Genomic DNA, 19,970 nt, shown 5'->3' on the forward strand with positions numbered 1-19,970 from the left:
GCTGAGCGCGGACCGCGGTGAGGCTCCTCCACGGCGCTCCGGTCGACAGCGAGGTCCGGCAGCACTGGGGCTACATGCCGCAGGAGCGCGGGCTCTACCCGGGCATGCAGGTCGGCGACCAGGTCGTCTACTTCGGCCGCCTGCACGGGCTCTCCCGCGCCGACGCGAGCGACCGGGCCCATCGGCTGCTGGCCGAGCTCGGCCTCGAGGACCGCTGGGACCAGCGCACGGACAAGCTCTCGGGCGGTCTGCAGCAGCGCCTCCAGCTCGCCACCGCGCTCGTCCACGAGCCGGACGTCGTCGTCCTCGACGAGCCCTTCGCCGGGCTGGACCCGGTGGCGGTCGCGGAGCTGTCCGACAGCCTGCGCGAACGCGCCCGAGCCGGCTGCACCGTCCTGTTCTCCAGCCACCAGCTCGACCTGGTGCAGAACCTCTGCGAGGACATCCTCATGGTCGACGCGGGACGGATCGTCCTGCGCGGGCCCCTGTCGAGCCTGCGCGCCGCCTCGACGGGCGTGCAGCTCCGGCTCGACGTCCATGCCCCGGACCGGCGGTGGCTCGAAGGGTTCCCCGGCGCCGTCGTCGTGAGCGAGGAGGCCGACGAGGTGCGGATCGCGATCCCGCCGGGCACCGACCCGCTCCGCGTGCTCGACGGGGCGCGAGCGGCGGGGCGCGTGGACGACTTCGGGCTCGACCTGCCCTCGCTCTCGCAGCTCTTCCTCGAGGCCGTCGGGCGCGCCCGCGACCCTGCGCGCGACGGGTCGGATCAGGCGGACCCGGTGGAGCCGGTCGGGCCGGTCGGGCCGGTCCACACCGGCCGAGGCGGTCTGCAATGACCTGGTGGCACGGCACCTCCCTCGTCCTCGGACGCGGACTTCGCGAGCAGCTCCGGTCCAAGACCTTCAAGATCGTGACGGGCGTCCTGCTGCTGCTGTCCATCGGCGCCGTGGTGGTGCCCAGGCTCGTCACGGGTGGGCCGACCACCTACACGCTGGCGACCGTCGGCCGTGCGCCGGTGGCCCTCACGACGGCGCTCGGGGCGGCGGCCAGGTCGGCGGACTTCCGCACGATCTACGTCGAGCGCCCCGACGAGGCCGGGGTCCGGTCCGCGGTCCAGCGCGGCGAGGCGACCGTGGGGCTGGCCGGCGACCGGATGTACGTCCCCGAGCGGGCCGCCGGCCCCTTCCCGGGCATCGTCGCCCAGTCCCTGGTCCGGATCGAGACCCTGCGGGTGCTGACCGACCTCGGCCTGACGAGCGAGCAGGTCGCGAGGCTCGACTCCGTGCGCCCGCCCGAGCAGGTCTTCGTCGCCTCCGCGCAGGACCAGGGCCGGGCCAACGTCGGGTATGCCGTGGGGCTCGTGCTCTACCTCGCCCTCCTCTTCAGCGGCCAGGTCATCTCGATGACCGTGGCGACGGAGAAGGCGAGCCGCATCTCCGAGGTGCTCCTCGCCGTGCTGCGTCCGAGCCAGGTCCTCGTCGGCACGGTCCTGGCGGTCGCGACGGTGGCGACCCTCCAGCTGCTCGTGCTGGCCGTGCCGATCCTCGTCGGGGCGACGGTGACCGGGACGTCGTGGCTGCCTGCCGTCGCCGCGCCGGACCTCGCCCTCGCGATCACGTGGTTCGTGCTCGGCTTCTGCCTCTTCGCCTTCCTCTACGCGGCGGGCGGGGCGCTCGTCGACAAGGTGACGGAGGCGGGCACCGCGGTGCTGCCCGTGACGATGCTCATCATCGCCGGCTACCTGCTCGGAGTCATCATCGTCATCGGCAACCCGAGCTCGGCCTGGAGCGTGGCCGCCTCGCTGTTCCCGCTCACGGCACCGCTCACGATGCCGATCCGCTGGGCGTCGGGCGAGGTCCCGGTCTACCAGCTCGCCCTGGCCCTGCTGCTCACGGCTCTGGCCGGGCTCGGGAGCATCTGGCTCGCCTCGACGGTCTACCGCCGGGCCCTGGTCATCACCGGACACCGGGTCCGGCTGGCCGAGCTGTTCGGGCACGGTGGCGGTGCGGGGGCTCGGCGGTCCCGATAGGGTCCACCGATGCCCGAGATGCGCGACATGAGCCAGATGACCGACCGGAGCGCCACGGACCGGCAGTACGCGAGCACCGGCCGCCTCGAGACCCGCCGCGGCGTCTGGGGCCCCGGCCCCGAGGGCGTCTCGCCGACCGACCTCCTCCGGGCGGCCGTCGTGTCCTCCGGCTCCGGACGGATCCTCGAGATCGGCTGCGGCACCGGCCAGTTCGCCCGGTCCGTCGTCGACGAGGCTCCCGCGGTCGACTACGTGGCGACCGACCTCTCCCCCGCCATGGTCGAGGCCACCCGGGCACTCGGCGTCCCGGCGCAGCTCGCCGCAGCCGACGACCTGCCCTTCGCGGACGACGCGTTCGACTGCATCGTGGCCGCCTGGATGCTCTACCACGTGCCGGACCTGGACGGCACGCTGCGCGGGGTCCGCCGGGTGCTGCGCGACGGCGGCACGCTGCACGTCGCGACCAACGGACGCGAGCACCTGGGCGAGCTCCTCCGCGAGGCAGGAGGCGAGCCCCTCGTCACGCAGTTCATGTCGGAGAACGCTGCCGAGGTGCTCGGCCGGCACTTCGAGCACGTCACCCAGCGGGACGTGGAGACCCGGGCGACCTTCGCCGACCACGACGCCGCGTGCGCGTACCTCGCGACCTTCTCCCCCGACCTCGCGCGCTCGCTCCCCCACTTCGACGGTCCGCGGTCGTATGCCGGTCACACGGCCGTGCTCGCGGCCCGCTGACGGCCTCGGCCCGGCAGACACCGACGCATCCTCGCCCAGTTTGTGAACGGCATACAAAGCCTGCGGCCGCGCCGCCCTAGGCTGGCACCGTGAGCGGACCGCGGCAGCACCCGAGCGAAGCGACGTCCCGCGCCGTCGAGCGCAGCGCCGGGGAGCTCGCGACGCTCGCGTCCCAGCGGATGGAGGAGCACCTGCGCTGGTACCGCGAGCTGTCCGCCGAGGAGCGCTCGCAGGTCGGGCTCGTCGCCCAGGCCGGCATCTCGCAGTTCATCGCCTGGTTCCACCAGGAGGAGAGCCACCAGCCGTCGGCCATCTCGATCTTCGCGAACGCGCCGCAGGAGCTGACGCGGTCGGTGAGCCTGCGCCAGACCCTCGACCTGGTGCGCACCGTCGTCGACGTCGTCGAGTCGCGCGTCGAGAGCCTCGCCGGCCCCGGGGACGAGCAGCTGCTGCGCGAGTCCGTGCTCCGCTTCTCGCGCGAGATCGCCTTCGCCGCCGCCGAGGTCTACGCCGGCGCGGCCGAGGCGCGCGGTGCGTGGGACGCCCGACTCGAGGCGCTGGTCGTCGACGCCGTGCTGCGCGGCGAGGCCGACGACTCGATGCAGTCGCGGGCCAGCGCCCTCGGGTGGGGCGACGTCGCCGACGTGACGTTCGTCGTGGGGAGCACGCCGACCGTTGCCGGTGGCGCCGTCCCGGCCGTGGACGACCTGCGCCGGTCGGTGCGCCAGCACCGGGTCGAGGCGCTGGCGATCGTCCAGAGGTCGCGCCTCATCGCGATCCTCGGCGGCACGCGCGAGGCGTCGCGGGTGGTCGAGGCGGTCGCCGACTGCTTCGGCCCGGGGCCCATCGTCGTGGGGCCCACCGTGCCCCACCTCTTCGCCGCGGGGCGTTCGGCGCGCGCCGCCCTCAGCGGTCTCGCCGCGGCCTCGGCCTGGCCGGACGCACCACGGGTCCTCGAGTCCGACGTCGTCCTGCCGGAGCGCGCGCTGGCTGGCGACCCGCCCGCGGGGCGCATCCTCGTCGAGCGCATCTACCGCCCACTGGCGGCAGCGAGCCACGCCCCGTTGCTGCAGACGGCGACGGCCTACCTCGAGACCGGTGGCTCCCTCGAGGCCAGTGCGCGCTCCCTCTTCGTGCACCCCAACACGGTCCGCTACCGGCTCGGACGCATCTCCGACGTGACGGGCTACGACCTCACCTCGCCGCGCGAGGCCTGGACCGTGCGCATCGCCCTCGCCCTGGGACGGCTCGCGCTGCCGCCGACGCCCGCCGGTTCGGGCCGTGCGGCTGACAACCACGCACCCTTGGAGGAAACCTCCAAGGTATCCCCCGCGACTTCGTGACATTCGGTGACGAGGTCCTCACCGGTAACCGGGAAAGGTTGACCCCGTGCTAGCGATCGTGTGCCCCGGACAGGGCTCCCAGACCCCCGGCTTCCTCACCCCCTGGCTCGAGCTCGAGGGGGTGCGTGAACAGCTGACCGCTCTCGGACAGGCTGCCGGCCTCGACCTCGTCGCCCACGGCACGGAGTCCGACGCCGACACCATCAAGGACACGGCCGTCGCCCAGCCGCTCATCGTCGCGGCCGGCCTCGTCACCGCCGACGCACTGTTCCCCGCCCGCTCCGACCTCGCATCGACGGGCGCCGTCCTCGCCGGCCACTCCGTGGGCGAGCTCACGGCCACGGCACTCGCCGGCGTCGTGACCGACGAGCAGGCCATCTCGCTCGTCGCCACCCGCGGCCGTGCCATGGCGCAGGCCAGCGCGGTCACCCCGACGGGGATGGCGGCGGTGCTCGGCGGCGACCCTGACGAGGTCCTCGCCGCGCTCGAGACCCACGGCCTCACGCCGGCCAACATCAACGGCGCCGGCCAGGTCGTGGCTGCCGGCACTCTTGAGCAGGTCGAGGCGCTCCGCACCGCCGCACCGGCCAAGGCGCGGGTCATCCCGCTCCAGGTCGCAGGCGCCTTCCACACCCACCACATGGCGCCCGCCGTCGACGCCCTCGCCGCGGCGGCCGCCGACGTCACGCCCGCCGCGCCCACCCTGCGCCTGCTCTCGAACGCCGACGGCGCCAGCGTCGCCGACGGCCCCGACGCGCTCGACCGGCTCGTCCGCCAGGTCAGCAACCCCGTGCGCTGGGACCGCTGCATGGAGACGATGCTCTCGCTCGGTGTCACCGGCCTGCTCGAGCTCGCCCCCGCAGGCACCCTCGTCGGCCTCGCCAAGCGCGCGATGCCCGGCGTCGAGACCCTGGCCGTCAAGACCCCCGACGACCTCGAGGCCGCCCAGAGCCTCATCAAGGCCCACACGACGACGTGACGGACCAAGACTGGCGCACCGACCCCGACAGGGGCACGCTCATGGAGAGGTCACCGCGTGACGGCGACCCCGACACCCACGGACCGCTCCAGCGCCGCTCCAGCACCCACCTGAACCCTCACCCTCGAGAAGGCCTCACGTGACATCCCCCAGCGCCACCGCGCCGACGCCCAAGGGCACCGGCACCCTCGTCGACAACGGCGCCGCGCGCCACTCGCGGATCCTCGGCGTCGGCGCCTACCGCCCGGCCCGCGTCGTCATGAACTCCGAGATCGTCGACAAGATCGACTCGAGCGACGAGTGGATCCGCGAGCGGTCCGGCATCATCAGCCGTCACTTCGCCGCCGACGACGAGAGCGTCATCGACATGGCCGAGGCGGCCTCGCGCCAGGCCCTCGAGCACGCGGGCATCTCGCCCGAGCAGATCGGCTTCGTCCTCGTCGCCACGGTGACGCACCCGTACCAGACGCCCGCCGCCGCGCCCGAGCTCGCCTCGCGCCTCGGCTCGACCGCGCCCGCCCTCGACATCTCGGCAGCCTGTGCCGGCTACTGCTACGGCGTGGCGATGGCGAGCGACATGGTCAAGGGCGGCTCGGCCGACTACGTCCTCGTCGTCGGCGTCGAGAAGCTCAGCGACTTCACCGACCCCTACGACCGCGGCAGCGCCTTCATCTTCGGCGACGGAGCGGGCGCCTGCATCGTCGGCCCGAGCGACACCCCGGGCATCGGCCCGACCGTGTGGGGCTCCGACGGCACGCAGCGCGACGCCATCACGCAGAAGCAGGCGTGGACCGACGTGCGCGAGTCGTGGCAGTCGGCCCAGGCCGACAAGAACGTCTGGCCCGCGATCGGCATGGCCGGCCAGACCGTCTTCCGCTGGGCCGTCTGGGGCATGGCCCCCGTCGCGCAGCAGGCCATCGACAAGGCCGGCATCAAGGCCGACGACCTCGACGCGTTCATCCCGCACCAGGCGAACATCCGCATCATCGACGCGATGGTCAAGCAGCTCAAGCTGCCGGCCGACATCCCCGTCGCCCGCGACATCGTGACCACCGCCAACACCTCGGCGGCCTCGATCCCGATCGCGACGACGCGGATGCTCGCCGAGAAGGAGATCCCCAGCGGCGGCCTCGCGCTCCAGATCGGCTTCGGAGCCGGCCTGGTGTATGCCGCGCAGGTCGTCGTGCTGCCCTGAGCACTCCCAGCACGGGCAGTCCCAGCACTCCCGCCGGTCCCGACGGGTCATTCGGGCCAGGGGAGGTCATCCACCACGGATGACCGAACCGGGCACCACCGCCAGCACGAACCGCCAACACGAACAAGGAGCAGACAGATGGCTCAGTCCGAGCAGGAGATCCTCGAGGGTCTTGCCGAGATCGTCAACGAGGAGACCGGTCTCGACACCGCGTCCGTCGAGATGGACAAGTCCTTCACCGAGGACCTCGACATCGACTCCCTGTCGATGATGACGATCGTCGTCAACGCCGAGGAGAAGTTCGGCGTGCGCATCCCGGACAGCGAGGTCAAGAACCTCAAGACCGTCCGCGACGCCGTCACCTTCATCGCCGGCGCGCAGTCCTGACGCACCCGGTCGGCGCCCGGGACACCGGGCGCCGGCCGAGCCGCACCAGCAAGCACCCACCCCTCGTGGTGACTCGCACGACCTGCACCGCCCGCACGACCAGCACCGCCCACACGACCAGCACCGCCCACACGACCAGCACGACCTCACCCCACTCGACTCAGAGGAGCACGTCACCATGACGTCCAATCGCGACCGACGCGTCGTGGTCACCGGTCTCGGAGCCACCACGCCCCTGGGCGGAACCGCCACGGAGACGTGGGAGGCCCTGCTCGCCGGCCGGTCCGGCGCCCGCCCGATGGAGTTCGACTGGGTCGCCAAGTACGAGCTCCCCGTCACCTTCGCCGCGACCATCGCCACCCCGCCCGGTGACGTCCTCGCCAAGGTCGAGACCCGCCGTCTCGACCCGTCGAGCCAGTACGCCCTCATCGCCGCCCGCGAGGCCTGGGCCGACGCCGGCAAGCCGGAAGTCGAGCCGGAGCGCCTCGGCGCCGCGATCGGCTCCGGCATCGGCGGCGTGTGGACGCTACTCGACCAGTGGGACAACCTGCGCGAGAAGGGCCCCCGACGGGTCTACCCCCTCGCCGTCCCGATGCTCATGCCCAACGGCCCTGCGGCCGCGGTGTCGCTCGACCTCGGTGCCCGCGCCGGCGCCCACACGACGGTCAGCGCCTGCGCCTCCGGCGCCGAGAGCATGGGCTACGCGATCGACATGATCCGCACCGGTCGGGCCGACGTCGTCGTCGCCGGTGGCACCGAGGCCGCGGTCCACCCGCTGCCGATCGCCGGCTTTGCCGCCATGCAGGCCCTCTCGACACGCAACGACGACCCCGCGAAGGCCTCGCGCCCCTACGACACCGGCCGCGACGGCTTTGTCCTCGGCGAGGGCGCTGCCGTCATCGTGCTCGAGTCCGAGGAGCACGCCCGGGCCCGCGGTGCGCGCATCTACGCCGAGCTCGCGAGCGTCGGCATGTCGGCCGACGCGCACCACATCACGGCCCCCGAGCCCAACGGGTCGGGCGCGTCCCGCGCGATGCTGTATGCCGTCGAGCGGGCCGACCTGTCGCCGACCGACATCATCCACATCAACGCGCACGCCACCTCGACCCCGGTGGGCGACGTCGCGGAGTACAACGCGATCAAGCGGGCCTTCGGCGACCACACCGACGACCTGACGGTCACGGCCACGAAGTCCATGACCGGCCACCTGCTCGGTGCGGCCGGCGCACTCGAGGCCGTCATCACGATCCAGTCGATCCACAACCGGCTGGTGCCGGCCACGATCAACCTCGACGAGCAGGACCCCGAGATCGCGCTCAACGTCGTCACCGGCGAGCACCAGAAGCTGCCCGACGGCGACATCGCTGCGCTGAACAACTCGTTCGGCTTCGGCGGCCACAACGTCGCCCTGGCGATCCGCAGCATCTGATTCGCACGACACCGACCGACGCGCCGTGACGGGGGCGCTCCCTCGACCTGCCGGGAGGCTTGCCTCCCTCGAGTGAGCGCCCCGTCCCACGTCCGACGCCGAGCCGGCGTGGCGGCTACCCCTTGACACAGAGCAGCGTCGTCAGCCGCGCCACGACCTCGACGAGCGGGCTCGGCCCGGTCGTCTGCGCCGCGATCACCGACTCGAGATCCTTGTAGGCCGAGGGGATCTCGTCGATGACCCCGGCGTCCTTACGGCACTCGATGCCGGCCGTCTGCGCCCGCAGGTCCTCGACCGTGAACCGACGCTTGGCCGCGTTGCGCGACATCCGGCGGCCCGCGCCGTGGCTCGCGGAGTTGAACGACGCCTCGTTGCCCAGGCCGCGGACGACGTAGGAGCCCGTGCCCATCGAGCCGGGGATGAGGCCGAGGTCGCCGGCCGCGGCCCGGATCGCCCCCTTCCGCGTCACGACGACGTCCACCCCGTCGTAGGTCTCCTCCGACACGTAGTTGTGGTGGCAGCGCACCGGCTCGTCGAACACGACGCTCGGGAAGTGCGTGCGCACGACCTCACGCGTCGTCGCCATCATCACCTCGCGGTTGAGCAGGGCGTACTCCTGCGCCCAGTACAGGTCGTGGAGGTACGCCGCCATCTCGCCCGTCCCGGCGAGGAAGACCGCGAGGTCACGATCGGGCAGCCCGAGGTTGTGCTCGAGCGTCTTGGCCGTGGCGATGTGCCGCTCCGCGAGCTCCTTGCCGATGTTGCGCGAGCCCGAGTGCAGCATGAGCCACAGGTGGCCGTCGTCGCGCTCGCAGACCTCCCAGAAGTGGTTGCCACTGCCCAGTGAACCGCACTGCGCCGCAGCACGATTCGCCCGGTCAGCGATCTTCGGCGCACGCAGCTCGGCGAACCGCCCCATGAGCGTGTCGAAGCGACCAGCCAGCCCGGCGTCGCGCGCGAGCACGGGCGCCGAGCCGTCGTTGGCGTTCCAGCCGACGGGCAGCACCGACTCAATCGCCGACCGCAGGGGGCCGAGGTCGTCGGGCAGGTCGGCAGCCGTCAGGTTGGTCCGGACGCCGGTCATGCCGCAGCCGATGTCGACGCCGACCGCGGCGGTCGACACGGCGTCGCGCATGGCGATGACCGAGCCGACGGTGGCGCCCTTGCCGAGGTGGACGTCCGGCATGACGCGCAGGCCGTGCACCCAGGGCAGCCTGCTGATGTTGCGCAGCTGGTCCAGCGCGGCCGTCTCGACCTCGTCGGGATCGGCCCACATCAGCGTGGAGGCCTGCGCGCCCGGGAGCGCGACAGGCAAGGTGGTCATGGTGCTCATCCTCTCGTGAGACGGGCGGTCGCCCGATGGTGGTCGTGCTGTGTCGGTGGGCGGTGGCGTATGCCGGGTGGCGCGGGCTCGCTGGGAGCCGGCCACCCGGCATACGCCCTCGTTCTCAGGCGCTGCGCGCGCTGTCGTGCGGGGACGGGCGCACGTTGCCCGGGAGGTCCGTGGTGGGACGACCCTTGGCGAGCAGCTGGCCGCCCCAGACGCCCCACTCGAGACGACGCTGAGCGACGGCGAGGCAGACCTCGACGAGGGGGCACGTCGCGCACACCGCCTTGGCCCGCTCCGCCTCGCTCTCGGTCGCCGGCCAGAACAGCTCCGGGTCGTGAGCTGCGCAGCTCGGCACGGCGCCGTCGACCTCGAACGGGTGCTCGGACGCGGCGCGGAAGATCCAGGCGTCGAGTCCCTGACCCGTTCGGGCCGCAGGCCGGAGCCCCACCTGGGCGAGGGACTGCGTGCGCACGGGGGTGCGGTTCCTGGTCATGGGTCGGACTCCTTCCGGTCGGTGCTGGTGGGGCTCGGGGTGGGCATGGTGGCGCGGGCGAAGTGCAGCTGCACCCGGGTGGGCACGTACGGGTCCCATCGCAGGGGCATCCGCGCCTCGTCGGGGGTGCGGTCACCCTTGCGGGCGTTGCACGGCTCGCAGGCCGCGACCGCGTTGGCCCACGACGTCGCGCCGCCTCGTGAGCGCGGGAGGACGTGGTCCATGGTCGTGGCGGTGAAGCGTCCGCAGTAGGCGCACTGCCCGCGGTCACGGAGCAGGACGCCCTCGCGGGAGTAGGTCGCCCGGGTGCGCGAGTAGAGCCACTTCTGCTCCACGTACCGCACGAGTCGGACGACGACCGGGACCTGGTAGGGACCGAAGCGCTCGGTCGCGTGGACCTCGACCGGTGTGGCGACGCCGCGCCAGATCATCCGCACGGCGTGCCGCACCGATACCCGGTGGAGCAGCGTCTCGTCGGCGTTCCACACCTCGACCTGGGTCATGGCCGATCCTCCTCTCCCTCATGGCGACTCGTGTCGTCGTCTCTGTTCACTGGCGGCGACGGGCGGCACGAGAAGAGCCGCCCGTCCGGGTCATCCCGGTGGGCGGCTCGAGGGACGGAGCCGGTCAGGCTCGTCGCGTCAGCGAGATCGCAGGTGGGGACTCCACGGCTGGGTGTGCCGGATGCGGCACTCCCCTGGGAACGGGTAGGCCACATCGGCGAGGCACAGGCTGCGCTTCGCTTCGGTGGTGAGTCCCGTTGCCATGATTGGTCCTTCGTCTACGGGTGAGGGAGATGGGTTGGCGCACAGGGATCCTGGCGCCGGGTCGATGATGACAGGTGGAGGCGGTCGCTGCCCAGTGGTTTTCGGCTCCGGGTCGAGGTGCCGGGAACGAGTCGGACATGACGAGGGCCCGGGAGCACGAACCGCCCGGGCCCTCGTCACCTCGGTCGTCACGCTGGAGGTCGTGGCGGACGAGACGTGCGTCGGTCAGCCGACCTTGTGCATCCAGCGCACGGCCGCACCGTCGCCGGCGTAGCGGAACACCTCGAGCTCGTCGTCCCAGGGGATGCCGAGGAGCAGGTCGATCTCGTCCTGGAGGGCCTCGGCATCGCCGCGGCTGCGCAGGATCGCCTCGCGGAGCCGGTCCTCCTGCACGACGGCGTCACCGGACGCGGAGGTCATGGCGTGGTGGATGCCGAGACGGGGCGTGTAGGACCAGCGCGCGCCGTCGCATCCCGGCGACGGGTCCTCGGTCACCTCGTAGCGCAGGCCGTCCCATCCGCGGAGGGCACTGGCGAGCTCGGCGCCGGTGCCGGCGGCGCCGGACCACGGGAGCTCGGTGCGCATCATCCGGGGAGCGGCGGGCTGAGGGATCCAGTCGAGCGTCACCCGTTCGTCGAGGACGGCCTCGATCGCCCACGTGATGTGCGGGCACAGCGCGGCCGGGGCTCCGTGTATGAACAGAACCCCGCCTGTCTGGGTGCGCGGCATCGCGACAGCCATCCGAACCTCCTGAAGTTGCAGGGACGTCTTCCCCAACGCCTGCTACTTCGTGAACGGGTGGACTGCTTCGGTGACGGCGGATCGTGCGTGCTCGACCTCGAGCACTCGCCCATTGTGCACCATGGTCCACACGGGCACCAGCGGTCTCACGATCGGATTTGTCCGTTTTGGTGTTTCCTGGACGCCCCGATGCAGCGGGTTCTGCGACTGCGCACCGGCCGCTCCAGCGTCAGGTGCCGCGCGGCTCCCCAGGGAAGAGGTAGACCTCGTCGTCCCGGATCTCGACCCGGTGGGTCCGCACGGGCTTGGTGGCGGGCAGGCACATCGGCCGGCCGTCGCTGAGGCAGAAACGGGTGGCGTGCAGCGGGCACTCCACCTCACCGGCCTCGATCCAGCCCTCCGCGAGGGACGCGTCCTCGTGCGAACACGTGTCGTCGAGCGCATAGTAGGTGCCGTCGTCGTCACGGAAGAGCGAGATCGGCTCGTCCGTCACCGTCAGCGCGGTGTCGAGCACGAGCGCCTCGCCGGGCTCGACGTCGTCGACCGACGCCACGCGGATGCCGTCACTCATGCCAGCTCGTTCCTCACCTGCTCGGGACCACGGTCACGGCGAGCCTAGAGGGTGGCCCGAGCGGGGCTCGAGCGGGGCTCCACCGAGGCAGCTCGGCCGGGGCTGGACCGACGCGGCTCGACCGGAGGCGTGACCCGGTCGGAGCGCTCGCTAGACTCCGACCGACCTCGTCGGCAACGCCGGCGTCGGGTCCCGGGGCAGTAGCTCAGCCGGTCAGAGCAGCGGACTCATAATCCGTCGGTCCAGGGTTCAAGCCCCTGCTGCCCCACCGTACGAAAACCGCCCCTGACCTGCACGTATGCAGGTCAGGGGCGGTTCGTGGTTTCGGGTCGCTGTACCCAATCGGACACCCTAAGTTGTTCAGTCGCCGTCGGGCTTGTACTCAGCCCTGGCGTTAGCCTCGGCCTCCTCGAGCGTTGCACCCCTGGCTGATGCGGCCCAAAGGCCCTGCTCATAGGTGCCGTCGTCCGGGTATACGTCTTCATGCTCGCCCCTGACGGCATGGTCGATGACGAGCTCGTCTTCCCAGTGACCGAAGAACGTCCACGTCTGCGCATCACCGCGTCGCGCCGCAGCCACGTAGTCCTGCAACGAGGCCCTGACCACCTCTGCCAGAACGTCACCACACTCGTCGGCAGTCTTTGCGGCTGCATTCCATAGCTTGTCCTCGACGCGTATGGAACGGGTCTTGCGTGGTGGGCGGCTCATCGCTTCATGTTCGGGCGCCAGCCGCCCTCCCAGGCAGCCTTGAACGTCCCATCGGACACTGGCTTCATCCCGAGCTCGGTGGCGCGGATGAAGGCCCAGCTTCGGGCACTCTCCATCTCGCACTTGCGGCCGTGGTTCGCGTGAGCAGCCCTGCCCTTGCAGACCTTGCCGCAGATGCATGTCACGTACTTCGCTTCACTGACTTCCCAGTTGCCCATGTGTCGATCATGCGCTCCTGTCCATGCGTTTGTCAATGCATTTCTTGGGATAGGGCAGAATCTCCCAGCGCAGGCGGTGCAGCAGAGCCCTGCGCGCCTTGGACGTCCCGAGCAGGAGGACATACCGATGTTTCGTTGGAGACGGTATCCAGAAACCGGGCGGCAACACCTTGGCGCGGCCCGTCGTGCGCGGGTGCATAACCGTTCCATCGTGCGACTGGTAGAGGACATCGCCCGTCGTCGTCCCGGTGTAAAGCCAGTTCGTCGCCTGGTAGATCGTCCCGACATGCCCCTGCTCCCCATCGGCATACGACAGAAGGATGCGGACGTCAGGGCGATTTACGCGCAGCCAGTGGACGGCGGCACCGATGAACCACGACTCACTGTTACATGGCGCCCAGTCATAGAGGGCCAGGCGGGTTAGTTCGAGCACCGCGCCAGCCATTTCAGGCCCGCAGATCGCCGACGCATTGTTGCTGGGGATCGTCCCGAACGTGATAACCCCCGCTAGCGACCCATCGACATAGAGGCCAAGTCGGACAGAGGTGGCACCTGGGCGGCCGATGTAGTGCGCCTCTGCGAGCACCTGCCTGACAGAGTCGAAGCTAACCGGAGCGACCGAGCACCGACTGGGGTCGAGGCGCTGCATCGCTGGCTGCACCTCGAACAGCGACTGAGCCGCAGCTCCGGGTACGCTTGGCATGTCCACTCCCAAGGTGGGCCGCACCCCGCAGCCTGACCGCTGGCGGGGCATCTTCATGCCATCCTAGCGCGAACTTACGCCGAACGTTCGCCCAGCACGCACAAAGAGAAGCCCCACACCCTCCCCGAGAAGGTGTGGGGCTTCATCGTCCGCACGTCAGGCGCTGATCGCTTCCGCAGAACGCGCCCCCTCAACCGTGTACAGCTCGTACACGCGCGCCTCGCTGGCCTCGCACGTGCAATGACCAAGCAGCCTCACCATCAGGTCATGAATCCCCGCCCACTGCGGCTCGAGCCACGCCCTGCACCCCTGCTCCATGCGACCACTTCCCTGTTTCGCCTAGCACACCGCACCCCCGCCTCGGGTGGCGGGGTGTCGATCCGCCCACAGTAGACACAGCCGGGGACAGTACGACCAAGTAGGGACGAACTAGACAGAGTCTTTACCGATAGATCCCGAGCACCTCAAGCAGCCTGCGCATGATCTCGTCACGCTCCTCACCAGCCGGGATCGCACGCACCCTGGCCGCGATCACGAAGGCGATCTCGTCCGCCTCGTCGACCGTCTCAAGCAGGCTCCGCTCCTCATCCTCGAGCAGCGCCTCAGCCCACTCCGAACGGTCGTGGTCGACAAGGTTCCACGTCGTGTCCTGCGGCCAACGCAGCACACGGTCTAGGTCGCGCATCGGCCGGCGCATCCGGTCCGTGGGCTGCCCCTCCATGCCGCGCAGCTTCTGCACCCACCGCGGCGACGGGCCACCGATGACCTGTATGCCGGTGAGGGTCAGGCCCAGGATCTTCCGCCGATGCTCGATCAGTCGATGCAAACGTTCCCATTGGGTCTCAGTCACAGCGAAAGTATCGCCGACCGCGCAAGCACTCATGTCTCAACGGTGAGACGCCAGACCAGAAAAATACGCGATTTTGAAGAAACTTTCGCGTCAGGGGTGGACGGACGCGAAAGTTCAGCGTAAGTTCGCTGTCATGAACCCCCACCAGTCAGCACCAACCCCCACCATTGGGGTGAGCGTGAAGCAGGCGGTCGACCTCACCTCGATCTCGGACAAAGAGATCAGGGACGCGATCAACCGAGGTGACATCCCCGCCCGCCGTATCGGCCGCCGCATCGCCATCGACTACGCCGGCCTCGTCGCCTGGTTCAACGGCCACGAGCCCGTCGTCGAGAAGACGGCCTGACATGGCCCACTACACCGACGCCGACGTGCAGGCCGCCGAGTGGGCCCTCGCGCAGCCACGCATGCACGTCAACACCTCGCGCGGCAGGCAGGAATCGGACGCCCGCGTGGTCCTCGATGCGGTCGCCCCGACCATCGCAGCCCGCGCACTCCGCGAGGCCGCAGTCACCTACGAGTCCCACGCGCGCGACACGTTCTGGCGCGACGACTCACCGTTCCACGCAAGCGGCCGGTTCCACGGCGAACTGGCCGCCGAGTGGATGCAGAAGCGCGCCGACGAGATCGAGCGCACCTGAACGCCGCTCGGCTCGGGTCGAAACCTCCTCCCCCCGGATGGTCCCCGAGCCGAGTGGGCACACCCAGCCGTCCGTGCGGCTCAACACCCACGGACGGCACCCATCGCAAGTCACGAACGCCAGTGAACCAAACCGGACTACCCCAAGTGCTCCCCGTGACGGAGCGTGCCGGCAGGTAACCGCCAGTAGCAGGCGGCGATTCGAGAACAGCGCAGCCAATCCCGCTGGCCCACAACAAGGGTCGGGCGACACAGATAAGCGGGAACCACACACCACCCGGGGCTGGGTTAAGGCCCCTCGTCGAGCAGCCGACGTGCCATTTGGTGCTGCTCATGCCCGTAGTGAGAGGCGGGCGTCAGGGACTTTCTGATCGAGCGGCCCTGACAGCTCTCGCGACCGAACGCGCCGGGTCGAGGCGCAGGGGTCCAGTCCGGTTCGAGGCCGGCGAGAGCACGCAGACAGCAACCATCCAAAAGGAGATCCCACATGAGCGACCTCATCACCCATGCACGCGCTGAACTCGCCAAGGCCGGCCTGCTCGACAAAGACTCGGACTACAACGGAATGCTCGGCGAGGCCGCGCTCGAACTCGTCGAGAAGTTCGCCGGCCAGGGCCACTCTGGCGTGTCGGCCGCGATGACCATCGACCTCGTCTCGCGCCTCATGCGGTACGAGCCGCTGACGGCACTGACAAACGACCCGACCGAGTGGAACCACGTCGCGAACGACATGGCTGGCCGACCCGACCTGTGGCAGTCCCGGCGCGACCCGGCCGCCTTCTCGAACGACGGCGGCAAAACCTACAAGCGCAACGGCGAGGACGAGACCCACACGTCCGTCGCTCATTGAGCAACCCCCAGATAGCAGACGGCGCCCCGCCACCCTCCACAGGTTCGGGGCGCCGCCCACTTTCAAAGACGAAGGATACGCAATGTCCACACAAGCACAGAGCGCGACACCCGCCTGGGTGATACGTAACCAGCGCATCTTTTCTACGCAGGAGCGCGCACGGAAGGCGCTCGAGGCTCTCCGGCTCGCTGACTGGCGCGAGGGCCGTGACCGCACGCACGACTTCACCGAGGCCGACAAGCACGCCCACGTCATCACGGACGCGGTCGCCGAGCTCGTCGCGCTGGCCCTGCACATCGAGGACGAGGAGGTGGCCTCGTGAGCACCTATGAGCCGGGGACTGTCGCCGTCGCCACCGTGCGTGGCGTGCCCAACGTGCGCGTCTTCTATCGCGAGACCCATGGCGAGGGTGACTGGGCATACTCCCCGGACCCGGCGCGCGGACTCGAATACTCCTGCGACTCGGTTCATCTCGGAGTCGTCACCGACATCCGCCCGCTCGTCGTGCTCGACCTTGGTCCCGGTTCGATCCCGGCCGAGAGAGCAGTGAAGTTGCTGCGCACGGTGACGTACCCGGAGGCCGAGTTTCCTCGCCTTCGCAATTGGCTCGCCGACCAGATCGAGGCGCAGGCGACCCCGCCACGCATCCCCGAGCCCGGACTCTGGGGCGTCGTGGAGGCGTCATGGGACTCGAAGCACCCCACGACCATCCCCCGAGCCGAGTGGATGCGGACCAAAGGCAACGAGTGGCGCTCTTGCATCAGCAACGTCGCCGCGCGCTGGGACGACCTGGTCGACCCGGTCCTCGTCCGTCCCGGCGTTGAGGACGAGCAGTGATGACTCTCGGCGGCTCCGGTACGCCGCTCCCACCCCTGCCCGAACCGTCCTACGTCGGCAGGCACAGGGCACCCCGCCCACTCACCGTCGACGAGGAGCGCATACCCACCGACTACCTCGCCGGGGTCGTGCGCCACATGCGCGACGGCCTCGGCATCGACGACGCGATGACCCTCGCAGGCATCGACGCCGACGACGCACTCACAGCATGGAGGCAGTCATGACCGCCGAACTACTGCGCGACGCAGCCGAAGTACTGCGTGAACGAGCGAACAGCGTCCGTCGTCCGTTCGGGCCGCAGGAGAAGGTCGACACGGCCCTCGCCAAGTGGCTTGACGACATCGCTGCCGGCTGGGTTTGGGATGAGGACCCCGAGGACATCGAGACGCCGGACGGCTGGCCCCTCACCCTCGAAGAGTCGATGGATTCACACGCACTCACCATCGCCCGACTGATCCTCGGCGGTGCTTCATGACCCCGCAGCAGCGTCGCGAGCGTCGCTGGGACCGCGCGATCGCTGCCAAGGTCGCGCTCGGGTTCGCCCTTGCCACAGTCGCGCCCGTCGTCGCCATCATCGCCGACCGGGCACGCGTCTACCGCAACACGATCCGACTCGGCAAACGCGCATGAGCCTCGAATGCTCCCGATGCGAGCGAGACATCCGCGGCGGATGCGACTGCCACGCTGGATCGCCACTCGCAGGTCCTGGCGTGCTGCACGAGATCGGCTGCACGCCAACCGCGATCGAGCGAGACCTCGCCCGCATTCGTGCCGAACTCCGCGACCGCCTCGACCGCTGCACCGACGCAGACCACGGCGCCGCATTCGGGTGGCTCGCAGACAACCACGCCGACCTCGTGCGCGAGGCCCTCGACGAGACCGGAGCGCCGTCATGAACGACCTCATCACCATCACCCGAGCCCAGTTGCGAGAGGCCAAGGCCGAAGCGTGGGACGAAGCCGCCGAAGCCACGGCCGAGTGGATGTGGAACAACCCCAGCCCGAGCGGCATCCCGCACGACCCGCCGCGCAATCCATATGCCGGCGAGATCGAGACCGGAGCACCCTCGTGAACTGGCTCCTCGCGCTCGCCGCAATCCTCGCCACACCAACACTCCTCGCCCACACCCCACGCGCACAACGAGCCGCAAAGGACACGCCATGAACCCGCTCCTGTTCCTCGCCATCGTCGTCGCTGGCATCGCCGGATTCTGCTGGGTCGTCGCCCACTACGCCGACGACACCGTGACCATCCAAGCCGAACCGCGCACCACGTTCGACGCGACCGAGCTGTGCCACCACACCGACTGCCCCCGCGAGTACCAGCACGACACGGCCGGGTGGCGCGAATGCCACCTTCACTACTACGAGCGGACAGGGGTGGCGTCATGACCGATCCATCACCCGCCCAGCGCGCCGACTGGTTCCGCAGCAACAACGAAGCCGCGCAGACCAGCGACGAACGCTACGGCAAACACCACAGGCCCACCTACGCCCGAGTCGGCGCCGGGTTCGTGTCCGCGTGCTCGTGCGGCTGTGAACGCGGCTACCAGCCCATCGTCCACAACAACTGGCACGACGCACTCGACGCGGCACGGGACGCCCTGACCATCGCCGAGAACGGCCCGCGCAACGGACAGGAACGCACCGCATGACACTCAACATCCTCACCGACCTCGAGCAGGGCTCCGACGAATGGCTAGACGCGCGCCGAGGCATCGTCACCGCCAGCACGGTCGGCAAACTACTCACCCCCACGGGTCGAGTCGCATCCAACGACTTCTCACGCGCACTCACCCTCGAGCTCGCCGCCGAACGCATCATCGGAGCAAGCGAGTACGTGTTCGTCAACGCCGACATGGAACGCGGCAACGAAGTCGAACCGCTCGCACGCGACCTCTATGCCAGCCACTACGACCGGCCCGTCACACAGGTCGGGTTCATGACCGAAGACAAGTGGGGATTCACCATCGGCTTCTCACCCGACGGGCTTGTCGGCGACGACGGGCTGATCGAGGTGAAGGGGCCGCGGGCGAAGAAGCACCTGCGGACCATTGTCGAGGACCAGGTGCCGGCCGAGCACATGGCGCAGATCCAGTGCGGGCTGCTCGTGTCCGGGCGCGCCTGGTGTGACTTCATCACGTACTTCGGCGGGATGCCGATGTACCCGATCCGCGTCCACGCCGACCCGAAGTGGCAGGAGGCGATCGTCGTCGCCGTCACCATGTTCGAGCTGGCGGTCACGGAGATCACGAACACCTACAAGGCCCGCACCGCGGGCCTGCCCATGACCGACCCGCTGCCCACGTACGAGGAGATCACGTTCTGATGCTTCCCGGAGAGAAGACCTGTGACGGCTGCGTTCACGGCCCCGCCTGCCGAGTCATCCCCTGCGCCGACTGCAGCAAGGACTGGCACATCCTCGGCCTCATCGACCACCCATTCATCTGCATGCGCTGCGAAGACGATCGCGCCGACAGGGAGAACTGACATGGACATCACCGACGCACTGGCACCGACCAGCGACCAACTCGACGCCGTCGAGCTGGTCAACCCGCGCACCTTCACCATCGACGACGGATGCCGACTCGGCACGCGCGACGGCAAGACCGTGGCCGAGATCCGACTCGCCGGCTTTCCGCGAGTGTGGCGCCCAAGCAAGGGGATGCTCGACGTTCTCGCACGCTGCTGGGGAACCGACGGCAAGGCGTGGGTCGGCCGCTCCGTGACGCTCTACAACGACCCCGACGTGACGTTCGGCAAGGACAAGGTCGGCGGCATCCGCATCAGCCACCTGTCCCACATCGACGGCCCGAAGACGGTCGCGATCCGGGGCCGAGGTCAGGGTGCTCGCAAGATCCAGTGGAAGGTCGAGCCGCTGCCTGACGCGCCCAAGCCGCCCACCGAGGCCGACGTGAACGCCTGCACTGACCGCGAGACGCTGCGCGCGTGGTGGCAGGCGAACCCGGCACTACAGGCCGCGATCAAGGCCAGAGTCGACGCGCTCGACATCGGACCCGGCTCGCAGGAGCCGACGGAGTGAATCGGCCGAATCCTGTTGTGCGCATTGACGTTTCGGCGCGCTGGAAGGGTGCGAATAGGGCGCGCAGACGCTACAATGGGAGCGAGCATGGTACGGCCCCAACCGAGGTGCGTCAACACCTCG

Annotated in this window: 31 protein-coding genes and 1 tRNA gene; 23 read left to right on the forward strand and 9 right to left on the reverse strand. The window is 69.9% G+C overall.

Going from position 1 to position 19,970, the window contains the following annotated elements:
• Positions 1–17: 17 nt before the first annotated feature.
• The 8 genes from U5C87_RS17485 to fabF all read left to right on the forward strand — a co-directional run bounded on the left by U5C87_RS17485 (position 18) and on the right by fabF (position 8,097).
• The gene (locus U5C87_RS17485; protein WP_330473769.1) at positions 18–836 is read left to right on the forward strand and encodes an ABC transporter ATP-binding protein; all 819 of its coding nucleotides are present in this window, start codon (positions 18–20) and stop codon (positions 834–836) included.
• The gene (locus U5C87_RS17490) at positions 833–2,029 is read left to right on the forward strand and encodes an ABC transporter permease (RefSeq protein ID WP_330473770.1); all 1,197 of its coding nucleotides are present in this window, start codon (positions 833–835) and stop codon (positions 2,027–2,029) included. Before U5C87_RS17485 ends, U5C87_RS17490 begins: the two co-directional genes overlap by 4 nt.
• A gap of 9 nt (positions 2,030–2,038) precedes the next feature.
• Positions 2,039–2,764 (forward strand): class I SAM-dependent methyltransferase, encoded by a 726-nt coding sequence (locus U5C87_RS17495; RefSeq protein WP_330473771.1) that lies wholly within the window; start codon positions 2,039–2,041, stop codon positions 2,762–2,764.
• Positions 2,765–2,853: 89 nt separating this feature from the next.
• Positions 2,854–4,107, forward strand: a complete 1,254-nt coding sequence (locus U5C87_RS17500; protein ID WP_330473772.1) for a PucR family transcriptional regulator — start codon at positions 2,854–2,856, stop codon at positions 4,105–4,107.
• 46 nt (positions 4,108–4,153) lie between these two features.
• Positions 4,154–5,086, forward strand: coding sequence for an ACP S-malonyltransferase (locus U5C87_RS17505; protein ID WP_330473773.1), 933 nt, complete (start codon positions 4,154–4,156; stop codon positions 5,084–5,086).
• A gap of 139 nt (positions 5,087–5,225) precedes the next feature.
• The gene (locus U5C87_RS17510) at positions 5,226–6,281 is read left to right on the forward strand and encodes a beta-ketoacyl-ACP synthase III (RefSeq protein ID WP_030146440.1); all 1,056 of its coding nucleotides are present in this window, start codon (positions 5,226–5,228) and stop codon (positions 6,279–6,281) included.
• 138 nt (positions 6,282–6,419) lie between these two features.
• A complete protein-coding gene (locus tag U5C87_RS17515; protein ID WP_020145270.1) occupies positions 6,420–6,668 on the forward strand; it encodes an acyl carrier protein in 249 nt (82 codons plus the stop codon).
• A gap of 178 nt (positions 6,669–6,846) precedes the next feature.
• Complete coding sequence (fabF, locus tag U5C87_RS17520; protein WP_030146441.1) at positions 6,847–8,097, forward strand: beta-ketoacyl-ACP synthase II; 1,251 nt, start codon at positions 6,847–6,849, stop codon at positions 8,095–8,097.
• A gap of 115 nt (positions 8,098–8,212) precedes the next feature.
• Here fabF and U5C87_RS17525 read toward each other — a convergent pair whose 3' ends face one another.
• The 5 genes from U5C87_RS17525 to U5C87_RS17545 all read right to left on the reverse strand — a co-directional run bounded on the left by U5C87_RS17525 (position 8,213) and on the right by U5C87_RS17545 (position 11,999).
• On the reverse strand, positions 8,213–9,421 hold the full coding sequence (locus tag U5C87_RS17525; RefSeq protein ID WP_330473774.1) for an RtcB family protein: 1,209 nt from the start codon (positions 9,419–9,421) through the stop codon (positions 8,213–8,215).
• Between the two features lie 124 nt (positions 9,422–9,545).
• Positions 9,546–9,920, reverse strand: coding sequence for a WhiB family transcriptional regulator (locus U5C87_RS17530; RefSeq protein ID WP_330473775.1), 375 nt, complete (start codon positions 9,918–9,920; stop codon positions 9,546–9,548).
• Positions 9,917–10,423 (reverse strand): HNH endonuclease, encoded by a 507-nt coding sequence (locus U5C87_RS17535; RefSeq protein ID WP_330473776.1) that lies wholly within the window; start codon positions 10,421–10,423, stop codon positions 9,917–9,919. The genes U5C87_RS17530 and U5C87_RS17535 overlap by 4 nt, the downstream gene beginning before the upstream one ends.
• 489 nt (positions 10,424–10,912) lie before the next feature.
• Positions 10,913–11,428, reverse strand: coding sequence for a DUF3145 domain-containing protein (locus U5C87_RS17540; protein WP_330473777.1), 516 nt, complete (start codon positions 11,426–11,428; stop codon positions 10,913–10,915).
• Between the two features lie 229 nt (positions 11,429–11,657).
• Entirely contained in the window at positions 11,658–11,999 is a 342-nt protein-coding gene (locus tag U5C87_RS17545) for a bifunctional 3-phenylpropionate/cinnamic acid dioxygenase ferredoxin subunit (RefSeq protein ID WP_330473778.1), read from the reverse strand.
• Between the two features lie 194 nt (positions 12,000–12,193).
• On the opposite strand from U5C87_RS17545, the gene U5C87_RS17550 reads away from it, so the two are divergent.
• Positions 12,194–12,267: transfer RNA gene (locus U5C87_RS17550), tRNA-Ile, on the forward strand.
• Positions 12,268–12,359: 92 nt separating this feature from the next.
• Here the strand turns inward: U5C87_RS17550 and U5C87_RS17555 are convergent.
• The 4 genes from U5C87_RS17555 to U5C87_RS17570 form a co-directional block, all read right to left on the reverse strand.
• The gene (locus U5C87_RS17555; protein ID WP_330473779.1) at positions 12,360–12,707 is read right to left on the reverse strand and encodes a hypothetical protein; all 348 of its coding nucleotides are present in this window, start codon (positions 12,705–12,707) and stop codon (positions 12,360–12,362) included.
• A complete protein-coding gene (locus tag U5C87_RS17560) occupies positions 12,704–12,925 on the reverse strand; it encodes a hypothetical protein (RefSeq protein WP_330473780.1) in 222 nt (73 codons plus the stop codon). The genes U5C87_RS17555 and U5C87_RS17560 overlap by 4 nt, the downstream gene beginning before the upstream one ends.
• A gap of 7 nt (positions 12,926–12,932) precedes the next feature.
• Positions 12,933–13,628: a Mom family adenine methylcarbamoylation protein gene (locus U5C87_RS17565; RefSeq protein WP_330473781.1), complete on the reverse strand. Its 696-nt coding sequence runs from the start codon at positions 13,626–13,628 to the stop codon at positions 12,933–12,935.
• 442 nt (positions 13,629–14,070) lie between these two features.
• Positions 14,071–14,478 carry a hypothetical protein gene (locus U5C87_RS17570; protein WP_330473782.1) on the reverse strand — a complete coding sequence of 136 codons (408 nt, stop codon included), beginning with the start codon at positions 14,476–14,478 and terminating at the stop codon, positions 14,071–14,073.
• A 172-nt stretch (positions 14,479–14,650) separates the two neighbouring features.
• On the opposite strand from U5C87_RS17570, the gene U5C87_RS17575 reads away from it, so the two are divergent.
• From U5C87_RS17575 to U5C87_RS17640, 14 genes are all read left to right on the forward strand, one after another.
• The gene (locus U5C87_RS17575; protein ID WP_330473783.1) at positions 14,651–14,824 is read left to right on the forward strand and encodes a helix-turn-helix domain-containing protein; all 174 of its coding nucleotides are present in this window, start codon (positions 14,651–14,653) and stop codon (positions 14,822–14,824) included.
• Between the two features lies 1 nt (position 14,825).
• Entirely contained in the window at positions 14,826–15,119 is a 294-nt protein-coding gene (locus tag U5C87_RS17580) for a hypothetical protein (protein ID WP_330473784.1), read from the forward strand.
• 486 nt (positions 15,120–15,605) lie between these two features.
• Entirely contained in the window at positions 15,606–15,968 is a 363-nt protein-coding gene (locus tag U5C87_RS17585) for a hypothetical protein (RefSeq protein ID WP_330473785.1), read from the forward strand.
• 118 nt (positions 15,969–16,086) lie between these two features.
• Positions 16,087–16,290, forward strand: coding sequence for a hypothetical protein (locus U5C87_RS17590; RefSeq protein WP_330473786.1), 204 nt, complete (start codon positions 16,087–16,089; stop codon positions 16,288–16,290).
• Positions 16,287–16,805: a hypothetical protein gene (locus U5C87_RS17595; protein ID WP_330473787.1), complete on the forward strand. Its 519-nt coding sequence runs from the start codon at positions 16,287–16,289 to the stop codon at positions 16,803–16,805. Before U5C87_RS17590 ends, U5C87_RS17595 begins: the two co-directional genes overlap by 4 nt.
• Positions 16,805–17,029, forward strand: a complete 225-nt coding sequence (locus tag U5C87_RS17600) for a hypothetical protein (protein ID WP_330473788.1) — start codon at positions 16,805–16,807, stop codon at positions 17,027–17,029. The genes U5C87_RS17595 and U5C87_RS17600 overlap by 1 nt, the downstream gene beginning before the upstream one ends.
• On the forward strand, positions 17,026–17,280 hold the full coding sequence (locus U5C87_RS17605; protein ID WP_330473789.1) for a hypothetical protein: 255 nt from the start codon (positions 17,026–17,028) through the stop codon (positions 17,278–17,280). Before U5C87_RS17600 ends, U5C87_RS17605 begins: the two co-directional genes overlap by 4 nt.
• Positions 17,277–17,435, forward strand: a complete 159-nt coding sequence (locus U5C87_RS17610; RefSeq protein WP_330473790.1) for a hypothetical protein — start codon at positions 17,277–17,279, stop codon at positions 17,433–17,435. The genes U5C87_RS17605 and U5C87_RS17610 overlap by 4 nt, the downstream gene beginning before the upstream one ends.
• A gap of 80 nt (positions 17,436–17,515) precedes the next feature.
• Positions 17,516–17,701 carry a hypothetical protein gene (locus U5C87_RS17615; RefSeq protein ID WP_330473791.1) on the forward strand — a complete coding sequence of 62 codons (186 nt, stop codon included), beginning with the start codon at positions 17,516–17,518 and terminating at the stop codon, positions 17,699–17,701.
• Positions 17,698–17,877, forward strand: a complete 180-nt coding sequence (locus U5C87_RS17620; protein ID WP_330473792.1) for a hypothetical protein — start codon at positions 17,698–17,700, stop codon at positions 17,875–17,877. The genes U5C87_RS17615 and U5C87_RS17620 overlap by 4 nt, the downstream gene beginning before the upstream one ends.
• Positions 17,878–17,965: 88 nt before the next feature.
• Entirely contained in the window at positions 17,966–18,196 is a 231-nt protein-coding gene (locus U5C87_RS17625) for a hypothetical protein (protein WP_330473793.1), read from the forward strand.
• The gene (locus U5C87_RS17630; protein WP_330473794.1) at positions 18,193–18,459 is read left to right on the forward strand and encodes a hypothetical protein; all 267 of its coding nucleotides are present in this window, start codon (positions 18,193–18,195) and stop codon (positions 18,457–18,459) included. Before U5C87_RS17625 ends, U5C87_RS17630 begins: the two co-directional genes overlap by 4 nt.
• Entirely contained in the window at positions 18,456–19,133 is a 678-nt protein-coding gene (locus U5C87_RS17635) for a lambda exonuclease family protein (RefSeq protein WP_330473795.1), read from the forward strand. Before U5C87_RS17630 ends, U5C87_RS17635 begins: the two co-directional genes overlap by 4 nt.
• Positions 19,134–19,295: 162 nt before the next feature.
• Entirely contained in the window at positions 19,296–19,847 is a 552-nt protein-coding gene (locus tag U5C87_RS17640) for a hypothetical protein (protein ID WP_330473796.1), read from the forward strand.
• Positions 19,848–19,970 lie beyond the last annotated feature (123 nt).

Source organism: Terrabacter sp. C0L_2 (genome assembly GCF_036352015.1).
GTDB lineage: Bacteria > Actinomycetota > Actinomycetes > Actinomycetales > Dermatophilaceae > Terrabacter > Terrabacter tumescens.

Excerpts from the sequence above, each read along its gene's own strand:
- U5C87_RS17490 (WP_330473770.1), top strand. The coding sequence starts at position 833 with ATGACCTGGTGGCACGGCACCTCCCTCGTCCTCGGACGCGGACTTCGC.
- U5C87_RS17495 (WP_330473771.1), top strand. The coding sequence starts at position 2,039 with ATGCCCGAGATGCGCGACATGAGCCAGATGACCGACCGGAGCGCCACG.
- U5C87_RS17515 (WP_020145270.1), top strand. The coding sequence starts at position 6,420 with ATGGCTCAGTCCGAGCAGGAGATCCTCGAGGGTCTTGCCGAGATCGTC.
- fabF (WP_030146441.1), top strand. The coding sequence starts at position 6,847 with ATGACGTCCAATCGCGACCGACGCGTCGTGGTCACCGGTCTCGGAGCC.
- U5C87_RS17525 (WP_330473774.1), bottom strand. The coding sequence starts at position 9,421 with ATGACCACCTTGCCTGTCGCGCTCCCGGGCGCGCAGGCCTCCACGCTG.
- U5C87_RS17530 (WP_330473775.1), bottom strand. The coding sequence starts at position 9,920 with ATGACCAGGAACCGCACCCCCGTGCGCACGCAGTCCCTCGCCCAGGTG.
- U5C87_RS17535 (WP_330473776.1), bottom strand. The coding sequence starts at position 10,423 with ATGACCCAGGTCGAGGTGTGGAACGCCGACGAGACGCTGCTCCACCGG.
- U5C87_RS17540 (WP_330473777.1), bottom strand. The coding sequence starts at position 11,428 with ATGGCTGTCGCGATGCCGCGCACCCAGACAGGCGGGGTTCTGTTCATA.
- U5C87_RS17545 (WP_330473778.1), bottom strand. The coding sequence starts at position 11,999 with ATGAGTGACGGCATCCGCGTGGCGTCGGTCGACGACGTCGAGCCCGGC.
- U5C87_RS17555 (WP_330473779.1), bottom strand. The coding sequence starts at position 12,707 with ATGAGCCGCCCACCACGCAAGACCCGTTCCATACGCGTCGAGGACAAG.
- U5C87_RS17560 (WP_330473780.1), bottom strand. The coding sequence starts at position 12,925 with ATGGGCAACTGGGAAGTCAGTGAAGCGAAGTACGTGACATGCATCTGC.
- U5C87_RS17565 (WP_330473781.1), bottom strand. The coding sequence starts at position 13,628 with ATGCCAAGCGTACCCGGAGCTGCGGCTCAGTCGCTGTTCGAGGTGCAG.
- U5C87_RS17580 (WP_330473784.1), top strand. The coding sequence starts at position 14,826 with ATGGCCCACTACACCGACGCCGACGTGCAGGCCGCCGAGTGGGCCCTC.
- U5C87_RS17585 (WP_330473785.1), top strand. The coding sequence starts at position 15,606 with ATGAGCGACCTCATCACCCATGCACGCGCTGAACTCGCCAAGGCCGGC.
- U5C87_RS17600 (WP_330473788.1), top strand. The coding sequence starts at position 16,805 with ATGACTCTCGGCGGCTCCGGTACGCCGCTCCCACCCCTGCCCGAACCG.
- U5C87_RS17605 (WP_330473789.1), top strand. The coding sequence starts at position 17,026 with ATGACCGCCGAACTACTGCGCGACGCAGCCGAAGTACTGCGTGAACGA.
- U5C87_RS17610 (WP_330473790.1), top strand. The coding sequence starts at position 17,277 with ATGACCCCGCAGCAGCGTCGCGAGCGTCGCTGGGACCGCGCGATCGCT.
- U5C87_RS17620 (WP_330473792.1), top strand. The coding sequence starts at position 17,698 with ATGAACGACCTCATCACCATCACCCGAGCCCAGTTGCGAGAGGCCAAG.
- U5C87_RS17625 (WP_330473793.1), top strand. The coding sequence starts at position 17,966 with ATGAACCCGCTCCTGTTCCTCGCCATCGTCGTCGCTGGCATCGCCGGA.
- U5C87_RS17630 (WP_330473794.1), top strand. The coding sequence starts at position 18,193 with ATGACCGATCCATCACCCGCCCAGCGCGCCGACTGGTTCCGCAGCAAC.
- U5C87_RS17635 (WP_330473795.1), top strand. The coding sequence starts at position 18,456 with ATGACACTCAACATCCTCACCGACCTCGAGCAGGGCTCCGACGAATGG.
- U5C87_RS17640 (WP_330473796.1), top strand. The coding sequence starts at position 19,296 with ATGGACATCACCGACGCACTGGCACCGACCAGCGACCAACTCGACGCC.